Here is a 17714-nt window from a genome sequence, read left to right as displayed (position 1 = left end):
GATGCGGGTTCCCGGTATTTTCGAAGGGGTCATGACACATGCCTGATGACGGCCGCGACACTGAACGAAGACCATCGCCTGAGGCGCTGCTGGAAAACGCCGAGCGAGAGACCCGTGGTCGATTGAAGATTTTTTTGGGGGCAGCGCCGGGGGTCGGAAAGACCTACGAGATGCTGATGTCCGGACGGGCGGCGGTTGCCGAGGGCATCGATGTTGTTATCGGTGTGGTCGAGACACACGGGCGTAAGGAAACGGAAGCACTTGTCAAAGGTTTTGAAGTTCTCCCCAAAGCCGGTATCAACTACAAGGACCACCAGCTTGAAGAGATGGACATTGACGCTATCCTGGCGCGCCGTCCGGCTCTCGTCCTCGTGGACGAACTGGCACACACGAATGCGCCGGGTTCACGCCATCCGAAGCGCTACCTGGATGTCCAGGAGATTTTAAGACACGACATTGATGTTTACTCCACCCTCAACATTCAGCATGTGGAAAGTCTGAATGATGTCGTGGCCCAGATCACCCATGTGCGCGTGCGGGAAACCGTGCCTGATTCCGTCATCGATGAGGCGGACGATGTTGAAATCATCGATCTCACGCCGGCAGATCTGATCAAGCGCCTGCATGAAGGCAAAGTATATGTTCCCGACACCGCCAAACGGGCGATCGAGAACTATTTCTCTCCCGGGAACCTGACAGCACTGCGCGAGCTCGCCTTGCGCCGCACGGCGCAGCGGGTCGACGATCAGCTTCTCTCGCACATGCAGGCGAACGCGATATCGGGACCGTGGGCTGCCGGCGATCGCGTCGTCGTGTGCATCGACGATCATCAGGGAGGAACCGCCCTTGTCCGCTATGCACGGCGTCTCGCTGACCGCTTGCGTGCGCCGTGGACGGCACTCTATGTGGAAACGCCCGGATCAACCCGGCTCTCGGAAGACGACAAGGATCGCATTGCTTCCACCTTGCGGCTGGCAAGCCAATTGGGGGGAGATGCGATCACGACGCCCGGACGCGATCCCGCGGAGGAGATTGCCCGCTATGCGCGGGAGAACAACGTAACGCACATTGTGACGGGCAAGCCGACAAAGCCGCGCTGGCGCGAGTTCTTCGAAGGGTCGGTGTCGCATGATCTTATCCGGCACGCCGGGAATATCAGCGTGCATGTGATTTCCGGGAACGAGCAGAACGGCGAACCGGCACGTCAGAAAGCGCCGGAAATTCCGGAGGGACGTTTCCAGCTCAAGGCCTATCTCCTGAGCACGGCATATGTCGCCGGGGCGCTGGCGGTGGGGCTGCTGATCTCGCGCGTGCTGGATGTACGCAATATCGCCCTGGTCTTCCTGATGGCCGTGCTTGCTTCGGCAGTGACGGTTGGACTTTGGCCGGCCCTGTTTGCGTCGGTGCTGAGCGCGGTTGTGCTGAACTTCTTCTTCCTTGATCCCCTTTACACCCTGGTCATCAGCGACCCGGAAAGTGTGATTGCGCTTGGCTTCTTTTTCGGTGTCGCTGTGATTGCCAGCAATTTGACGGCGAGGGTGCAGCGGCAGGCCGCGGCAGCGCGGCAACGGGCCAGAACAACGGAAGATCTCTATCTCTTCAGCAAGAAGCTGGCGGGAACGAGTACGCTCGATGATGTCCTGTGGGCCACAGCCTTTCAGATCGCATCCATGTTGAAACTGCGGGTCGTGCTCCTTCTGCCGGAGAAAGGTTCGATTGAAGTGAAGGCCGGCTATCCGCCCGACGACACATTGGATGACGCCGACATCGCGGCCGCGCGATGGGCATGGGAAAACAACAGGGCTGCGGGAAGGGGCGCCGATACCCTGCCGGGCGCAAAGCGGCTTTATCTGCCCTTGCGGACGGGCCGCATGGCCGTTGGTGTCATCGGTCTCGACAGCGACAAGAAGGGGCCGTTGTTGACGCCTGAACAGCAGCGCCTGCTCGACGCCCTGGCCGACCAGGCGGCGGTTGGCATTGAGCGAACACAACTGGCGGCCGATGTGGACAAGGCAAAGCTGGCGGCGGAAGCGGACCGCCTCCGTTCGGCCCTGCTGACGTCTATCTCGCATGATCTGAAGACTCCATTGGCTGCCATCATGGGTGCTGCCGGCACCTTGAAGGAATTCTCTCCCGTGCTTGCTGCTGCTGAACGTTCCGATCTTCTCTCGACAGTCATCGACGAATCCGAACGTCTCAATCGCTTTATTGCCAATCTGCTCGACATGACCCGGATTGAGTCCGGGGCAATGGAACCGAACTTCGCCTATCACTATGCCGGGGACATCGTCGGTTCGGCGCTGAGCCGGGCAAGGAAGATCATCGGAACCCATAAGATCGAGATCTCGATACCGGATGACTTGCCGATGCTGAGGATTGATCCTGTCCTGTTTGAGCAGGTGCTTTTCAATCTGCTGGACAATGCTGCGAAATATGCCCCCGACGGTTCGGCTCTGCGGATACAAGCCTGGTCGGATGACGGATCGGTCATCCTTCAGGTGATGGACGAAGGTCCGGGAATTCCCGTTGAGGATCTCGAACGGGTCTTTGACAGTTTCTACAGGGTGAGCAAGGGTGATCAGGTCAAGGCGGGAACCGGATTGGGGCTTTCCATTTCCCGTGGATTCATTGAGGCAATGGGCGGCACAATCACCGCGGAACAAAGAACCGATCGGTTAGGAGCCGTTTTCACCATTAGAATGCCGGCTTCCCGGACCGTTCCCAGCATGGATGCCAGGCCGTGACAAATTCCAGCGTCAGGATCCTTGTCGTGGACGATGAGCAACCCATTCGGAAACTGTTGCGGGTCGGCCTTGGTACGCAGGGCTATAATATCCTGGAGGCTGGGAATGCCACCAGCGCGGCCGAGCAGGCGGAAGCGCATCAGCCCGACCTGATTTTGCTCGATCTCGGTCTTCCCGGTGTTTCCGGTCTCGATCTTCTGCGCCAGTGGCGCGAGGAGGGCTCGGATATTCCGGTGGTCATACTGTCAAGCCGTACCGATGAACGGGGCATAGTGGAGGCGCTGGAGCTTGGAGCCGATGATTATGTCGTCAAACCGTTTGGAATGAACGAGCTGGTCGCACGCATTCGGGTTGCCCTGCGGCATCGCCTGCAGCAGCAGGGGGAGTTGCCGGTTTTCGAAACCGGCGGTCTGTCGGTCGATCTGGTGAAGCGAATTGTGAAGGTCGACGGCAATGAAGTGAAGCTGTCGCCGAAGGAATACGATATTCTCCGCGTTCTGGTGCAGCACGCCGGCAAGGTGCTCACGCACCGCTTTCTCCTGTCACAGGTGTGGGGTGGCTCCGCGGATGTCCAGTATCTGCGCGTCTACATCCGGCAGCTCCGGCAGAAAATCGAGCAACTGCCGGATCAGCCGCGATACATCATGACGGAGACCGGCGTGGGGTATCGTCTGAAAGAGGCCGACTAGGATTGCCGCGTGCTTGTACGCCGGGATTTGCAATTGGAAATGAGAATGAAATTGGCTGATTATCTCAATCTTGATGATGTGATGTACGATCTGGAGGTGTCATCCAAGACGCAGGCACTGCATGCCATGGCGGATGTTGTGAGCAGGGATGCGGGTGTTCCGGCGGCGGCTCTCTTAGCTGCGCTGCAAAAGCGCGAGCGCCTCGGTTCCACCGGCATCGGACAGGGCGTGGCGATTCCGCATACGCGGATGGAAGGGATCGATAAGCCAAGAGCCTGCCTGGCAAGGCTGAAGAAGGCCGTCGAGTTCGATGCCATTGATGATCTGCCGGTAGATGTCATTCTCATGTTGATCACGCCGGACGTTGAAGCAAACAGGCACTTGAATGTGTTGGCACATTTTACGCGAAAACTGAGAGTTCCCGGGGTGCTCGAACAAATGCGAGCCGCCGGGGACGCGAGGACGCTTTGCGCATGTCTGACAGATATAGCGTGACAGGCAGCCAAGAGACCGCCTGTCCATCCTATCCAGAAAAATCGATCTAGGCTGATCTGCGATAGCGGCCCTGTCGATGCGACGAGTCGTCAAAGGGCGTGACATGGACTGAAAGATCGGTCCAGGGATCGGCGATGAGACAATCGCCGTCCTGTGCGCACCAGACGGCCCCAGCTTCATGTTTACTTTCACTCACGGCGAAATGGATGGCGGACTCCCTGTCGGCGAAGAGGCCGCCGACAAGGCGTTGCCTGTCGCAAACGACCCAGCAGCCATCCAGATTGCGGCCGACGATGAAACGGCAGCGGGTATTGGAGTTGCCGGGATATTGCATGCTGCTTTCCGTCATGTCTTGCTTCCGGGCTGGTGTGATTTCATTGGGAAAAGACTCTAAACGCGCCACGCGAGTGGAGCAGGATGAACCGGGGATTTTTCCCGGAGATTGAACGCTGCCTCATCCGAGGCGCCATGATCAGGAGCGGTAACGCCTCCAAGGTGATCCAGGGCGGATGCAATCTGTGCGGCGACATCATCGGCAACGGTGATGAGGGGCAGGCGGACCTCGTCGCGCATGCCGCGCCGGTGTTTCAGTGCGGCCTTGATGGGGCAGGGGTTCGTATCCAGCTCGAAAGCCTCGAGGAGAGGTTTCAGCCTCTGGTGAATATACTTCGCCGTTGGCCAATCACCTTTGATGCAGGCATTTTGCAGGGCGACAAAAACGTGGGGCAGGACATTGGCCATGACCGAAATCATTCCGTCGCCGCCCAAAAGGTTGAAGGCGTGGGCTGAAGCATCATGCCCCGACAGGAGAATGAAGCGATCTCCGAATGTGTTGCGCATCTCTTCGACCCGTCTCACGTCGCCGGTTGCATCCTTGATGCCAAGGATTGAAGGCATCTGCGACAACCGGTCGAGGGCCTGCAAGGAGATATCGACGCCGGTCCGGGACGGTACGTTATAGACAATGACCGGTATCGGAACGCGTGCGGCAATCGCTTCGAAATGACGAACAATGCCATCCTGATTGGGCCTATTGTAAAAAGGCGTGACGATCAAGGCCGCATCCGCGCCGCAGGAAAGAGCAGCGGATGTATGGGCAATGGTCAGTTCAGTACTGCTCGTGCCGGTCCCGGCAATGATGGGTACACGGCCGTTCGATACCTTCAGGCACGTTCTGATGATCCTCAGCCGTTCATCCCAGGTAAGCGTGGACGCTTCTCCCGTAGTTCCGCACGCAACCAGAGCGCTTATGCCGGACTGGATGTGCCACTCCGCCAGTTCGCCGATCGCGTCGTAGTCGACATTCCCGTCTTTGAACGGGGTGACGATCGCTGTCATCGCGCCGGTTAGCCGTGATCGTTCAACTTGACTGTCGCTGTTCATGATGTCCTCTTCTGCATTCCATCCGCGCATGGACAGGAACTGGCTCTGCCGGGCGGCAAACGGACGCGACGGCATTGAAAGCGCGTACCCCTGGAGGCAGGCTTTGCCGGCATCTTGTTCCGTGTCGCTGTCATCTCGCGCAATTCTCGTGTTGAGTACGGCTAATACGTATCAACGCTTCCGATAGGAATTCCATTGCGTGTTCGCGGCAATCATATCAAAAAAGTATAAGGATCAGGGGCGCGAGGCTGTACCCAGTCGAGCATAGAAATTTCCAGGACATCAAAACTCATATGAGATTTTTATATTCTGGGTGTGGTGCTGCAATGGATTTCATATGTTGAATTCATTATTTTAAACAGGGATATGAACCAGATATAGTTGAATAGAATGCGCGATCTTACCTACGTTCTGGCTATTATTGCCATCATGCTTCTTGCGTGTCAGGCCAAGCCAAGGTCTGGAATATCACCGCTTCGGACGGCAAAGGTCAGACTCAGCGACGCGGATGTGGCGGTTCTCGTTTTCACGCTCGCCCTGGCCGTGCTCATCGTTGCCATGGCTGTTTCAATCTGATCGCCTGGCAGATCCCTGTATAGGTACAAATACGGATACATTGTCATGTGAATCTGTGATCGTGTGGCGGGGTATTCTCCGCCTGCTCGACGGCAGGGTTTCCGTTTGCCCATTGCTGCTGCCGCCAGACAAGGTCACGTTTTGATGCGCTATCCAGTCTATCTCGTTGACGATGATGCTGCCGTCCGGGAGGGGCTCTGTCTGCTCTTCGAGGCCTACAGGATCAACGTCATTGCTTTTGATGGCCCGTTGACCTTTCTTCGTGAGGTCAGCCTGTTGCCGCCCGGATACCTGCTTCTGGATTTGCAGATGCCGGAGTTGAACGGGCTGGAATTGCAGAAGGAACTGATTGGCAAAGGCATTGACTGGCCCATCATTATTATTACCGGGTATGGAGATCTGAGGAGTTGCCGCACGGCGTTTCAATCGCGTGTCGTTGATTTCCTGGCCAAGCCTGTCGATCCGGAGCAGCTTTTTGAAGCGCTCAGGAAAGCTGAAGTGCTTCTCGAGATTGTTTTGGAAAAGCGAGAGGCCGAGGCGTTGTTCGCGTCATTGACCCCGCGCGAAAATGAAATCATCAATCTCGTCTGCCGGGGATGGGGTTCGAAGGAAATTGCAACGTCATTGAACATCTCATTGCGGACGGTCGATGCTCACCGGGCCAATATTTCCGAGAAACTGGGCACGACATCCGTGGCTGAATTTGTGCAGATGAAAATGAGGGTTCAGTAGGGCATCGAGGCGCTTTGTTCTTTAACCGGCATATCGCTTGTTGGTGTGGGCGGTGAAATGCTTGATGTTGTGTTCCCGTTGCATTCCGTTCGTTGCGTCGAAAGCCACTAGCGGTATGCAAGGTGCTATTGCTGGACGAGTCTCCGCTTTTGGCAGGGTAATCGTGAAGACCGCGCCATCTTTGTTCGAAGCGGTGAGCAGCCCGCCGACGCGTTGCACTATTCTTTGGGACAACGAGAGACCCAATCCCATTCCGCTGCTCTTGGTTGTGAAGAAGGGCTGAAAGAGCTGTGCAAGCGTATCCGGGCTCAAACCGGGCCCGTTGTCTGACACTTGGATGATATTCACGGTGTGATCTGCGATGGTGTGGATGGTTATACGCGTTTGCGGCTGCTCCGACGTACCGAGTGCTTCAATCGAGTTGCGGACCAGATTGTGGACGACTTGTTCAAGCTCTACCCGATTGATGTTTGCAACGGGCGAAGGCTCTGCAAGACAAAGCACCAACGAAACGTTCCGTTGTTTGATCTCCAAATTGAGAATCTCGACAATCTCCAGGATCGCGCTGTTAAGCGTCGTGATTTCAGGGGCTGCAGCTGTATTTGCAATGTAATCACGGATCTTTCCGAGTATTCGGCCGGCTCTTCTTGCATCCCGGACGTTGGCATCCATTGCCTGTTTCAGGAAGCCGGTGCGGGGGGCTTTTTCCTCGAGTATCTTGAGGCTCGCCTGGCTTTGGCTGAGCAGTGATGTGAGGGGCTGCGCCAGTTCATGGATAATGCCGGCTGCAAGCTCCCCGATGGCATTGACCCGTGCCGCATGCTCCAGCCGGTTCTCTTTTTCCAGCCTCGCGGCACGCCCCAGTGCTTCTTCCTCCGATTGCCGCAGGCGCTGGGAGAGCCGACGTTGGTGCAGGGTATGATAGGCTGCCGCGACCGCTGCGGCGGAAAGACTGCAATATGCCGTAAGTCCCAACGGATTAAACAATTCACTCGGATCAACAGTTTCGCTTATGCGAAACACCGTCCCTTCGGGGAAGTTGGTGAGGTCCTCCGATGCGGTTTTGGGCAGACTGGAAACGATTGTTTTTTCGAGCCGAAGCCAGGGGGTGAAAAGCGAATCCTGTTCGTCATTCAACAAGATGGCAGGGACGCCGCCAATGATCCACTCGACCTCCGGTGAGCCGGACAGCAGGAGTGGCTTGATCATTTGTGCTACATCCAGAAGCATGACAATGGCATAATGGGCATTGCCATTGTCAACATGTGCTGTCGTGAAATAGCGCCCGGGAAAGCGTGGATCAGCGAATCCGCGGATCATACCACGGGGCTGGCTAATGACTGTAGGGAGCACTGCAGGTATTGCCGCAACGTCAGTGGTCGACGGAAAACTGGCCACGAGGGTAGCGTGAGAGGGGTGATCGCCTTTGGGGAGCTCGTACAAATGGATCAGGTGTATGCGAGGGCAAGCGTCCATTATATGCTGAACCAGCGAGCTGAATACCTTCATGGACTCAACACCGGATACGGTTGAAAAAACCTCCAGGGATTTGACGAAAGCAAAATTCTGGGCAATGCGGCGATCAACACTGGTTGTGATCTCATTGGCCTTTGCCGCGAACATGTCCGACTTGTCCCGAAAAATCGTGACGGCCGACACGGAAACATACACCAGCAGGGCAATGCACCAGATGGATACCGCAACTATCAGGGAAGGCTTCAGGTCTTTCTGCATGTCTCTGCAACTTATAAATTTGTTTATGTATGAAATATATTGCGTGCGGATTTCTGGTTATCTCAGAAGTCCAGAACGAAAATACGGTTTATGCGTTTTTCAGAGCATGAAACCGTCACTAGTCTAATAATACTGCCTGCCGAAATTAGGGGCTTCCCCATCGTGAAAGCCCGGCATCGTAATAGCGTAACTTATCTATAGACGTAATTCAATGATGTTGCCGAGCCGCAGTATTGGCCACATCAGCACCGGCATGAACAATACTCGGATACTGTAAAGAATTGCGCAGGGGCCGGGCGTTGTCCCGGCCCCGTCGCTCAACGATCTTATTCGTCGATGTCGACATCTTCAAACAGATTACCGCCGAATGGATCAACGCGGAAATCCTTCACTTTGGCACTAATCGGTTGCTGGACGATCTGATGGGCAATCGTCAGCCAGGGTGCCTGCTCCTTGAACACGACCTGAGCCTGTTCATACAGCTTTGTTCTCTCAGCCTGGTCCGTGGTCAGTTTGGCTGCCTGGATCAGTTTTTCAAAGTCCTCGTTGCACCAGTTGGCGCGATTGCCGCTGCCAATAGCCTGGCAACCCAGAAGGGCCGCAAGAAAATTGTCCGGATCGGCAATGCCGCCCGTCCATCCGAGAATGACCGCGCCGTCCCGGTCTTTTTCCAGTGACCGCTTCAGGTACTCGGTCCAGTCATAGGAAACGATTTCAGCCTTGATGCCAACTTTTGCCAGGTCAGACTGCATCATTTCGGCGGTCCGGCGCGCGTTGGGCATGTAGGGACGCTGAACCGGCATGGCCCAGATCTTCATCGAAAGATCTTTGACGCCAGCGTCTGCGAGCAGTTTCTGCGACTGCGCGGGATCATAGGCATCGTCCTTGACCGCTGCATTGTAAGACCAGACACCCGGCGGAATGGCGTTGACGGCAACCATGCCGGTCGAGCCGTAGACCGCGTCGATGATCGCCTGCTTGTTGACGGCCATGTTGATGGCCTTGCGCACGCGCACATCGTTGAAAGGTGCGACCAGCGTGTTGTAGGCCATGAACGCAATGTTCAAGCCTTCCTTTTGCAGGAGGTTGATCGCCGGGTCGGTTTTCATCTCAGCCAGATCCGCCGGGTTCGGGTAAGCCATGACATGGCATTCGCCAGCCTTGAGCTTCTGGTAGCGGACAGAGGCATCCGGGGTTACGGCGATGATCAGATTATCGATCTTCTGCTTCCCGCCCCAGTAATCGGGATTGGCCGTATAGCGAACGGCCGTGTCCGGCTGATAATCGACAAATTGGTAGGGACCTGTTCCGATGGGTAACAGGCCAAATTCGTCCTGCTTGCCCTCGGCCAGAAGCTTGTCCGCATATTCCTTGGATTGAATGACTGCGAATGTGAGGGAAAGGGAAGCGAGCATCGTCGCTTCCGGACGGGTAAGGACGAATTTGACGGTATGCTCGTCGATTTTTTCGATCTTGCCGATAAGGCTCGGGAACGAATAGGAATTGTATTGCGGCCAGACTCCCTTACCATTGTAGGGATTGGCCTTGTTCCCCTGACGGTCGAACGTAAAGATAACGTCATCCGCATTGAAATCGCGCGTCGGGGTAAAATAGCTCGTTGTCTGGAATTTCACGCCCTTGCGCAGGTGAAACGTATATTCTTTCCCGTCGGCGGAAATATCCCAGCTTTCGGCGAGGCCCGGCTCCAGTTCGGTCGAACCGCGTTTGATCTTGATGAGGCCATTGGAAACATTGCGTGCGGAGGCGTCATATGTCGCACCCGATGTGGTGCTCGCAGCGTCAAAGCCGTCTGGCGCGGCTTCCGAGCAATAAATCAATGTCTTTGCGGAAGCGACAGCCATGGTTGTTCCGCTCAATCCGAGGGCAAGGATAGTCGCTGAAAGAATTTTCTCGGGAAGTTTCATGTCGTCCTGTCTTTTCTGGGAATCAACGTATCACATGGATGGGATCGGAATTTATCGGCGAGGGCTCGGGGCAATGCAATACAAATATGTCACCTAAACGCTTGTCCTGAAAAGTGGAATCATCGAAACCAGCATCTTTGATCAGAGGCAGAGAACGCAATGGACATTGTTGAACGATTTCTCAACTACACACGCATCAACACCACGACGGTCCCCGGCGCAGATCATTTGCCTTCGAGTGCCGGTCAATCAGTATTGGCGCGCTTGCTGGCCGGAGAGTTGCGTGACCTGGGGCTGGATGTCGAGGAACGGGAGCATTCGATCGTGGTGGGAACACTGCCGAGCAATGCAACCGACAAGAATCGCACGATTCCTACCGTGGCATGGGTCGCCCATCTCGACACCAGCAGCGAGTACAATACGGATACCAAAGCCCAGATCGTGCAGTATGAAGGCGGCGATATCGTCTTGAACGAACAGCTTCAGGTCGTTATGCGTCCGAGCGATTTTCCCGAGCTGACGCGTTATGCCGGTGACCGGATCATCGTTACTGATGGAACAAGCTTGCTCGGTGCGGATAACAAGTCTGCCATAGCCGAGATCATGCATGCGATGCAGACGCTTCAGTCGAACCCCGGGATTGAACACGGCGAGGTGAAGGTCGTGTTTGTCCCGGATGAGGAAATTGGCCTTCTGGGAGCCAAAGCGCTGGATGTCAAAACCCTCAATGCCGATTTCGCCTACACGCTGGATTGCTGTGAGATTGGCGAGATCGTGCACGAGAACTGGAATGCGGGTGAGTTCCACATCACCTTCCACGGGCAGACCGCGCACCCGATGTCGGCCAAGGGCAAGCTGCGCAATGCCGTGCTCTTTGCCCAGCAATTCATCGCCATGCTGCCGGCAGGTGAAAGACCTGAATATACGGAAAACCGCGAAGGCTACTACTGGGTCAAATCCATCCATGGTACGGTTGCCGAGACACGGATCGTTCTCGACATCCGCGATTTTACCCAGGCGGGATTCGACCACCGGCGCCACTTTGTCGAGACCGTCGTCGAGAGTTTTAATCAACTCCACGGTGCCCGGACTGTGACAGCGGCATATCAGCCAATGTATCGCAACGTCGCCGATAGTTTGCAGGGCCCCAATCATTATCCGGTGCAGCTGGCGCTGGAGGCGATGCGGGCGATTGGCGTATCACCGAAGTCGATCCCCATGCGCGGCGGCTATGACGGCGCGGTGCTGTCGGAAAAGGGCTTGCCTTGCCCCAATCTGTTTTGCGGCGCCCATAACTTTCATTCGATCTACGAATTTCTGCCGGTGCGTTCGCTCGAAAAGGCCTCCGAGATGGTGGTCGAAATCCTGCAACGCGCAGCGCGTGCGCCGCAGGATTAACCCTGGCCATTCAGACCAGGCGTGTGATGTGGTGAGGTTGCCATGAAAAACGAAAGTACAGCATCTGAAAGAGCAGTGTCGTGACGAAGGTCGTGGCATAGGCAATCCATATTCCAGTCAGTCCGATCTTGGCATTCATGAAGTAGGCCAGCGGTATTTCCACTGCCAGGATGGCGAGAATTGACAGGCCGGTCGGATTGAGCACAGTACCGCTGCCACGCATCACGCCGGTCAGGACACTGGTCGCTCCGGCCGCCAGAAGACTCCAGAGCACAATGTGCAGAAGCTGTATTGCTGCAGCAACGACCTCACTATCGGTTATGAACAAGCCGATAATCGGGTTGGCAAACGCATAAGCGAAGATGACGAAGCCACCCGTTGTGACGACATTCAGCCATAGGCCGGTGTGCAGGATTTTGCCGATCCTGTCTGCCCGGCCTGCACCGATGGCGTGGGCGGTCAAAATCGATGTTGTGATGCCAAGCGACATGACTGGAAGCTGTACCCAGTGCATCACCTGATTGATTGCCCCGTAGGCTGCTGTTGCATTGGCGCCATGCCGGTTTACCAATCCAAGCAGGACCATTTCAGCCACCGCCATCGTCAGCATCTGCAAAGCCATTGGCAGGCCTATGCGCAAGATGGCTTTGGCAAGATGGAGATTGATCCGCATCTGGAAAAGTTTTCGGAAATCCGGCGCAAGAGGGTGATTCTTGCGTCGCCAATGCCTGGCAAGCCACAGCATCGCAATGATGGCGCCGACAAACGCTGAGATGGGTGCGCTGGCTACACCAAGGGACGGTATGCCAAACCAGCCACGAATGAATGCAGGCGTGCAGACAAGAGAAGCGACTGTAGCGATTGAGAGAGCTAATAACGGTGTCACTGCATCGGATACGCCACGGCTCATCGATGTTGTCAGCCAAAGCGTAAAGATGATCGGCATCCCTGCAAGCATTGTGCGCGCATAAATCGTGGCATCGGCTTGGATGTCTGCGGGTGTCCCAAGCATCGCTATGATTTTTTGCGCAAACAAGCTTCCGACTATGCTGACGATGAAACCCGCAAGGATCATCATTCCCAAAGCCGTGCCGGCCACAGTCCGGACCTTCCCGCGGTCGCCGCTACCCCAGGCTTGACCGATAAGAACTGTCGCACCACTGCTCAGGCCGATAACGATTGAGAACAACAACAGGATGATCGAAAAGAATGCCGATGCAGCTGCAATCGCTTTGACGCCGAGAAATTGGCCCAGAAAGATTCCGTCAATCGTGCCTGATGCCGCCTGCAATACATTGGTCAGCATCATTGGCAGGAGGATGGCAAGGAATGTGCGCCATAGGGGCCGTGCAGCTCTTGGGGTGATACTCTGTTGGGTCATGTCAAGTGTCAGGCAATAGCCTGCCCTTCCGGAACGGCATTTCGCTCCAGTTCTGATAGGTTGGATAGTCGTATATTTCGTCGAAGTGCGCCTTCCCGCCCGGAAAGAGGTGCTTACTGTCTCCCGTATGCCAGCTTTATCGCATACTGGCGCACGTCGGTTGGCCATTCGCTGACCCGTTCGACAAAAGCGGTCTGGTTGCCGGCAAACAACGCCCGGATTGCGTCTTCAAAGCCGGGCATATTGCCCGCCATCGCCAATGCGAAGTGGTAGGCTGCTTCCTGGGCGGCACGGGTTTTGGTTTCACTGCCGCCCGCCTTTCTGGCTTCGTCGATCAATCGCCTGAGCGCAACGGATGCACCCCCGCTTTGCTCGGCAAGCCACTCCCAATGCCGCGGCAGAAGTGTGACTTCCCGGGCAATGACGCCGAGTTTTGGCCGTCCTCGCCCACGCGGTGCAGGTGCGGGCTGGCCGCCCTCGGGTTCCCGCGACGCTTGGCTTGCATTTTGCCAACCGTCATCATCCTTCGACGACTGCAACAACCGTGCGATGATGTCGGTCTTTGTACCGCGCAGATCGAGATCCACGACGCGGCCAGTCTTGTCGTCAAAGACGAGGAGAGGTCCGGAAGTGCCGCTTTCTTCGGAAGTATTCATTACGGCCAAAGCCACTTCGACCAGGGGGCCGGACAAGAGAAGGTGTGTGCCGTCGAAAGCGGTGCAGGGTCGGGAAAGATGGTCGGTCATGACGGGTACTCGATTGATATTTGATTTATATCCGGGTTATAAAATGAAAAGTCAATATCACCCGGGTAATAAATTGACGAAATTCGGATTGACTGCTATGGGGGCTTTGATTTGAAAACTCTTGTGAACGGAATGACGGATGAAGACCGAGGACAAAAAGGCGGCGATCGCGGCCTATAAGGAAAGAAAAGCAATCGTTGGAATTTATGCCGTTCGCTGCCTCGCGTCGGGCAAGATCTGGATTGGCCAAAGCACCAACCTTGATACGATCCAGAACCGCCTGTGGTTTACGCTCCGTCTTGGCAATCATCCGTGCCGGGACCTGCAGCAGGCCTGGAACCATGGGACATCGGACGATTTCGTGTTCGAGGAACTTGAGCGAATGGAGGACGAGAAACTGGCCTATGTCCGTCAGGCCCGTCTCAAGGAGCGTGTTGCATATTGGCGTTCTTCGCTTGGCGGTGCTGCCATTTAACCAGCGGCAGGGCCTGCCGGAATCGCCAAACCAAACGTGTGAATTCTTGCCGGGCATGCCAGACTGTCACAATGTTTGAGCTCGCACATGGTGGAACCCGCAACGTTCCTCATGTGAGATTTTGAATGGCTCAAACAGATATTCTTCGGTTCTTCAGTGCCTGGCTGCGCGCACCCCTACGCGTCGCATCGGTAACACCATCCAGTAACAGTCTGTCGGCTCTGATGACCGAGCACATATCGCCGTCTCACGGCCCTGTTCTGGAGCTTGGCCCCGGGACGGGCGTGTTCACGTCGGCCCTGCTGAAACGCGGCATTGCAGAGCGCGACATCACGCTGATCGAGTATGGGCCGGAGTTCGTGCCTCTCCTCAAGGTGAGATTTCCCGATACCAAACTCTACCAGATGGATGCGCGGCATATCGGGGAGCGCGGCCTCTTTGAAGATGCGGTTTTCGGCAATGTTATCAGCGGATTGCCGCTTCTGTCGATGAAACCCGCCATCGTGCTGGCGATCCTCGCGGGATGTTTTTCCCGGTTACGCCGGGATGGAGGATTTTACCAGTTTACCTACGGCCCCAAATGCCCGGTATCCTCCTTGCTCCTGCACAAGCTCGACCTCAAGGCAGAGAAGACTGGCTGGACGTTCCGCAATTTCCCGCCGGCTTCGGTCTACCGCATCACCCGCCATCAGGTTCCCTTGCTCGGGAATGCGCGCTGATGGATTCTCCGCTTTATGCATCGCTGCTGGACATGGGATTGCTTGGCATTGTCGCTCTTGCCTTCGCGGAGAAGCTGATCCCGGTTCTTCCGTCTTATCTCATGCTGGTGTTTCTCGGTGCGACATATGTGTCGGGCGTCCCGGACCTGATTGTGCTCGTGCTCGCCACCGTTTGCGGGTCCACGCTGGGTGCCCTATTCTGGTATGGCATTGGCCGGTTGGCGGGAAAGAAACGAACGGATGCGCTTGTCGCCCGTTTCGGCCGCTATATTTTCCTGCCGGTCACCCGGTACCGCGCCATGGCCAACGCCTACGAGACAAATCAGTTCTGGGTTACGCTCGTCGCCCAGACCATTCCGACCATCCGGATATTCCTGGCAATGCCAGCTGGTGTCTTGCGATTGAAACTGCAAGGCTTTCTGCCGGCAACCATTCTCGGCATCTTTGTCTGGAATACGCCCTTGGTCGGTCTCGGCTTCCTGTTGCGTCAATCGGAACGTGATCCGCTGCAGATGGGAATAGCTGTTGTTGGCGCTATTCTTCTGGGTGAACTGGCCGTTGGATTGATCTTTCGCCGTGTGCGTGGATGAGTGGCACCTTCCGCATGCAAGAACGTGGCGATAAAATCGGGTGAATCGGGGGCGGAGTGGCAGATGCGCATATTGCTGGTTGAGGACGAACCGCAACTGGTCGCGGCGCTGAGAGCGGCGTTTGCGCGCCACAATCTGGTGATGGACCATGTCGGCAGTCTCTTTGATGCCGAGCTCATTCTCAATGACGGAGTCTACGACGCGCTGCTGCTCGATCGCCAACTTCCGGATGGTGACGGGTTGAGCCTCATTCCAAAATTGCGCAGCAATGGCCTTACCCTGCCGATTATTGTGTTGACGGCGAAGGGGCGGGTGCCAGAGCGTATCAGTGGCCTCGAGACCGGTGCCGATGATTACATGGCCAAACCATTCGACTTCGACGAGCTTCTGGCCCGGTTGCGGGCGGTTCTGCGCCGTCCGGGGCTGGCGCAGTCGCAAATCATCACGGTGGGGCGATTGAGCTTCGACATGGCCTATCGCGATGTTCTCGTCGGCAATTGCCGGCTCGAGATGCCGCGGCGCGAAATGCTGGTACTTGAAAGCCTGTTGCGCCGCGTCGGCCGCATGGTTCCGCGGCCCGCGCTGATGGAAGCTGTCTTCGGCTTTGACGATGAGATTCAGTCGAACGCCCTCGATTCCCACGTCTCCAGACTTCGCCGCAAACTGGCCGATGCGAAGGCCGGAGTCGTGATCAATGTCATTCGCGGCGTGGGTTATCTCCTGCGGGAAGAGTCATGACGGAGCAGCCCCCGCAATCCCTCAGGCGGCGATTGTTCTGGCGGCTGCTGGCGGTTCAGTCCGTTGTGCTCATTCTTGTCATCGCAGTGCTTTTCGGTTCCGGGCAGTTGTTCGACTTCCGTTCGACGGAAAATACCGTTGAAATTCTCGAAGCGGGCATTGGAAGAGACCCGTACGGTGGCCTGATATTGAAGGATACGGATGCAATAAGGGCGTTGCGAAAAGATGTGCCGGACCTCTGGTACATCATTCGGGATGGGCAGGGGCATCAACTGACGGAAGGTGATATCCCGGAGGAATATGTCGGCATAGGAAATGCTCTGGACCGGATTGGCCAGGCCCGCTTCGGTTGGAATATCGGTGACCGGGAAAGGCCGACGGCCCGAATGCGCTGGGTCGAGACCGACGCTGGCCGTGTACAGATACTGACGGGATCATCCGCGCTTGCGCCGTTCTTCATGGTGTTCCTGGGAATTTCACTGATCCTGCTGAAACTTGTCGTTCCGATACTCGGGATCATTGCGCTCGGTGCTTTCGTGGCAACGCCCATCGTCGTGCGGCGATCGCTGCGGGGATTGGAACAGGCTGCCGCACAAGCGGATTCGATAGACATCGAAAAACGCGGGGTACGATTGACGTCGACCGGCATGCCCTCGGAAGTCACGCCTTTTGTGCGTGCGGTCAATGGAGCGCTGGGTCGCCTGGACGAAGGCTATGACCGCCAGGAGCGTTTTCTCGCTGATGCTGCCCACGAACTGCGCACGCCCATAGCGATCCTCAAGACGAGGGTCGCATCGTTGCCACAAGGCATGACCAAATCTCTTTTGACAGAGGACACCGCAAGACTGGCGGTTCTGGCGGAACAAATGCTTGACCTGCAGCGGCTGAAGCAGGACGTGCGCCATTTCACCGATGTTGATCTCATCCAGCTCGCGCAGCGCGTCGTTCTCGATATGGGGCCTTTGGCATTTACCGCGGGGTATGAAGTCGGTTTTGAAGCCGCCGCCGCCAATGCGGTCGTGCAGGGCGATCCCGTTGCCTTGGAAAGAGTGATGACCAATCTCGTGCAGAATGCCATCGATCACGGCGGCCGTGCGGGCACCATCGCGGTGGTTGTCGGGCAAAACTGGATCGAGGTCGCGGATGAAGGGCAGGGCGTTCCCGCTGAACTTCGCGAGCGTGTGTTCGAGCCGTTTTTCAAACGGCATCAGGGCACCAAAGGCTCCGGTCTCGGTCTCAAACTCGTCCAGGAGATCATGGAACTGCATGGCGGGAATATTACCATTGTGCAGAGATCGCTTGGCGCCTGCTTCCGTGTCGAATTTGCGCCTTCCACCACGGGTTCCGGCCAGCCAGCAGAATGACTGGCAGGAGATTGCGCTGAATTGT

17 protein-coding genes are annotated in these 17714 nt (G+C 56.3%); 11 read left to right on the top strand and 6 right to left on the bottom strand.

Annotation, left to right across the window (positions count from 1 at the left end; translation table 11 throughout):
- The first annotated feature begins 38 nt into the window (after positions 1-38).
- The 3 genes from ACZ25R_RS04890 to ACZ25R_RS04880 are packed head-to-tail and all read left to right on the top strand — an operon-like array spanning position 39 to position 3928.
- A complete protein-coding gene (locus ACZ25R_RS04890) occupies positions 39-2744 on the top strand; it encodes a DUF4118 domain-containing protein (RefSeq protein ID WP_472460244.1) in 2706 nt (901 codons plus the stop codon).
- Positions 2741-3433 carry a response regulator transcription factor gene (locus ACZ25R_RS04885; protein ID WP_472460243.1) on the top strand — a complete coding sequence of 231 codons (693 nt, stop codon included), beginning with the start codon at positions 2741-2743 and terminating at the stop codon, positions 3431-3433. Before ACZ25R_RS04890 ends, ACZ25R_RS04885 begins: the two co-directional genes overlap by 4 nt.
- 45 nt (positions 3434-3478) lie before the next feature.
- Positions 3479-3928, top strand: coding sequence for a PTS sugar transporter subunit IIA (locus tag ACZ25R_RS04880; protein ID WP_472460242.1), 450 nt, complete (start codon positions 3479-3481; stop codon positions 3926-3928).
- 46 nt (positions 3929-3974) lie between these two features.
- On the opposite strand, the gene ACZ25R_RS04875 is transcribed toward ACZ25R_RS04880, so the two are convergent.
- Both ACZ25R_RS04875 and dapA read right to left on the bottom strand, forming a co-directional pair.
- Entirely contained in the window at positions 3975-4277 is a 303-nt protein-coding gene (locus ACZ25R_RS04875; RefSeq protein ID WP_472460241.1) for a hypothetical protein, read from the bottom strand.
- Positions 4278-4318: 41 nt separating this feature from the next.
- Entirely contained in the window at positions 4319-5386 is a 1068-nt protein-coding gene (gene dapA / locus ACZ25R_RS04870; protein WP_472460240.1) for a 4-hydroxy-tetrahydrodipicolinate synthase, read from the bottom strand.
- A gap of 315 nt (positions 5387-5701) precedes the next feature.
- Between dapA and ACZ25R_RS04865 the strand changes: the two genes are divergently transcribed.
- Together ACZ25R_RS04865 and ACZ25R_RS04860 are read left to right on the top strand one after the other, a co-directional pair.
- A complete protein-coding gene (locus ACZ25R_RS04865; RefSeq protein ID WP_464663883.1) occupies positions 5702-5887 on the top strand; it encodes a hypothetical protein in 186 nt (61 codons plus the stop codon).
- Positions 5888-6031: 144 nt separating this feature from the next.
- On the top strand, positions 6032-6619 hold the full coding sequence (locus ACZ25R_RS04860; protein WP_472460239.1) for a response regulator transcription factor: 588 nt from the start codon (positions 6032-6034) through the stop codon (positions 6617-6619).
- Between the two features lie 21 nt (positions 6620-6640).
- On the opposite strand, the gene ACZ25R_RS04855 is transcribed toward ACZ25R_RS04860, so the two are convergent.
- Together ACZ25R_RS04855 and ACZ25R_RS04850 are read right to left on the bottom strand one after the other, a co-directional pair.
- Positions 6641-8353, bottom strand: coding sequence for a sensor histidine kinase (locus ACZ25R_RS04855; protein WP_472460238.1), 1713 nt, complete (start codon positions 8351-8353; stop codon positions 6641-6643).
- A gap of 326 nt (positions 8354-8679) precedes the next feature.
- Positions 8680-10278, bottom strand: coding sequence for an ABC transporter substrate-binding protein (locus ACZ25R_RS04850; RefSeq protein WP_472460237.1), 1599 nt, complete (start codon positions 10276-10278; stop codon positions 8680-8682).
- 159 nt (positions 10279-10437) lie between these two features.
- Here ACZ25R_RS04850 and pepT point away from each other — a divergent pair, with 159 nt between their 5' ends.
- The gene (gene pepT, locus ACZ25R_RS04845) at positions 10438-11676 is read left to right on the top strand and encodes a peptidase T (RefSeq protein ID WP_472460236.1); all 1239 of its coding nucleotides are present in this window, start codon (positions 10438-10440) and stop codon (positions 11674-11676) included.
- Between the two features lie 10 nt (positions 11677-11686).
- On the opposite strand, the gene ACZ25R_RS04840 is transcribed toward pepT, so the two are convergent.
- Together ACZ25R_RS04840 and ACZ25R_RS04835 are read right to left on the bottom strand one after the other, a co-directional pair.
- On the bottom strand, positions 11687-13057 hold the full coding sequence (locus ACZ25R_RS04840; RefSeq protein WP_472460235.1) for an MATE family efflux transporter: 1371 nt from the start codon (positions 13055-13057) through the stop codon (positions 11687-11689).
- A 113-nt stretch (positions 13058-13170) separates the two neighbouring features.
- Positions 13171-13803: a DUF2239 family protein gene (locus tag ACZ25R_RS04835; RefSeq protein ID WP_472460234.1), complete on the bottom strand. Its 633-nt coding sequence runs from the start codon at positions 13801-13803 to the stop codon at positions 13171-13173.
- Positions 13804-13942: 139 nt separating this feature from the next.
- Here ACZ25R_RS04835 and ACZ25R_RS04830 point away from each other — a divergent pair, with 139 nt between their 5' ends.
- The 5 genes from ACZ25R_RS04830 to ACZ25R_RS04810 all read left to right on the top strand — a co-directional run bounded on the left by ACZ25R_RS04830 (position 13943) and on the right by ACZ25R_RS04810 (position 17689).
- On the top strand, positions 13943-14278 hold the full coding sequence (locus ACZ25R_RS04830; RefSeq protein ID WP_472460233.1) for a GIY-YIG nuclease family protein: 336 nt from the start codon (positions 13943-13945) through the stop codon (positions 14276-14278).
- A 125-nt stretch (positions 14279-14403) separates the two neighbouring features.
- On the top strand, positions 14404-14997 hold the full coding sequence (locus ACZ25R_RS04825; RefSeq protein ID WP_472460232.1) for a class I SAM-dependent methyltransferase: 594 nt from the start codon (positions 14404-14406) through the stop codon (positions 14995-14997).
- Positions 14997-15587 carry a DedA family protein gene (locus ACZ25R_RS04820; protein WP_464663898.1) on the top strand — a complete coding sequence of 197 codons (591 nt, stop codon included), beginning with the start codon at positions 14997-14999 and terminating at the stop codon, positions 15585-15587. Before ACZ25R_RS04825 ends, ACZ25R_RS04820 begins: the two co-directional genes overlap by 1 nt.
- Positions 15588-15650: 63 nt before the next feature.
- Positions 15651-16325, top strand: coding sequence for a response regulator transcription factor (locus ACZ25R_RS04815; protein ID WP_472460231.1), 675 nt, complete (start codon positions 15651-15653; stop codon positions 16323-16325).
- Positions 16322-17689: a sensor histidine kinase gene (locus tag ACZ25R_RS04810; protein ID WP_472460230.1), complete on the top strand. Its 1368-nt coding sequence runs from the start codon at positions 16322-16324 to the stop codon at positions 17687-17689. Before ACZ25R_RS04815 ends, ACZ25R_RS04810 begins: the two co-directional genes overlap by 4 nt.
- Positions 17690-17714 lie beyond the last annotated feature (25 nt).

This window comes from Phyllobacterium sp. RCAM01083, assembly GCF_055685835.1.
Note: the sequence above shows the minus strand (reverse complement) of the source record. Positions and strands in the feature narration are given on the sequence as shown.

Excerpts from the sequence above, each read along its gene's own strand:
- ACZ25R_RS04890 (WP_472460244.1), top strand. The coding sequence starts at position 39 with ATGCCTGATGACGGCCGCGACACTGAACGAAGACCATCGCCTGAGGCG.
- ACZ25R_RS04880 (WP_472460242.1), top strand. The coding sequence starts at position 3,479 with ATGAAATTGGCTGATTATCTCAATCTTGATGATGTGATGTACGATCTG.
- ACZ25R_RS04875 (WP_472460241.1), bottom strand. The coding sequence starts at position 4,277 with ATGACGGAAAGCAGCATGCAATATCCCGGCAACTCCAATACCCGCTGC.
- dapA (WP_472460240.1), bottom strand. The coding sequence starts at position 5,386 with ATGCCGTCGCGTCCGTTTGCCGCCCGGCAGAGCCAGTTCCTGTCCATG.
- ACZ25R_RS04865 (WP_464663883.1), top strand. The coding sequence starts at position 5,702 with ATGCGCGATCTTACCTACGTTCTGGCTATTATTGCCATCATGCTTCTT.
- ACZ25R_RS04860 (WP_472460239.1), top strand. The coding sequence starts at position 6,032 with ATGCGCTATCCAGTCTATCTCGTTGACGATGATGCTGCCGTCCGGGAG.
- ACZ25R_RS04855 (WP_472460238.1), bottom strand. The coding sequence starts at position 8,353 with ATGCAGAAAGACCTGAAGCCTTCCCTGATAGTTGCGGTATCCATCTGG.
- ACZ25R_RS04850 (WP_472460237.1), bottom strand. The coding sequence starts at position 10,278 with ATGAAACTTCCCGAGAAAATTCTTTCAGCGACTATCCTTGCCCTCGGA.
- pepT (WP_472460236.1), top strand. The coding sequence starts at position 10,438 with ATGGACATTGTTGAACGATTTCTCAACTACACACGCATCAACACCACG.
- ACZ25R_RS04840 (WP_472460235.1), bottom strand. The coding sequence starts at position 13,057 with ATGACCCAACAGAGTATCACCCCAAGAGCTGCACGGCCCCTATGGCGC.
- ACZ25R_RS04835 (WP_472460234.1), bottom strand. The coding sequence starts at position 13,803 with ATGACCGACCATCTTTCCCGACCCTGCACCGCTTTCGACGGCACACAC.
- ACZ25R_RS04830 (WP_472460233.1), top strand. The coding sequence starts at position 13,943 with ATGAAGACCGAGGACAAAAAGGCGGCGATCGCGGCCTATAAGGAAAGA.
- ACZ25R_RS04825 (WP_472460232.1), top strand. The coding sequence starts at position 14,404 with ATGGCTCAAACAGATATTCTTCGGTTCTTCAGTGCCTGGCTGCGCGCA.
- ACZ25R_RS04820 (WP_464663898.1), top strand. The coding sequence starts at position 14,997 with ATGGATTCTCCGCTTTATGCATCGCTGCTGGACATGGGATTGCTTGGC.
- ACZ25R_RS04815 (WP_472460231.1), top strand. The coding sequence starts at position 15,651 with ATGCGCATATTGCTGGTTGAGGACGAACCGCAACTGGTCGCGGCGCTG.
- ACZ25R_RS04810 (WP_472460230.1), top strand. The coding sequence starts at position 16,322 with ATGACGGAGCAGCCCCCGCAATCCCTCAGGCGGCGATTGTTCTGGCGG.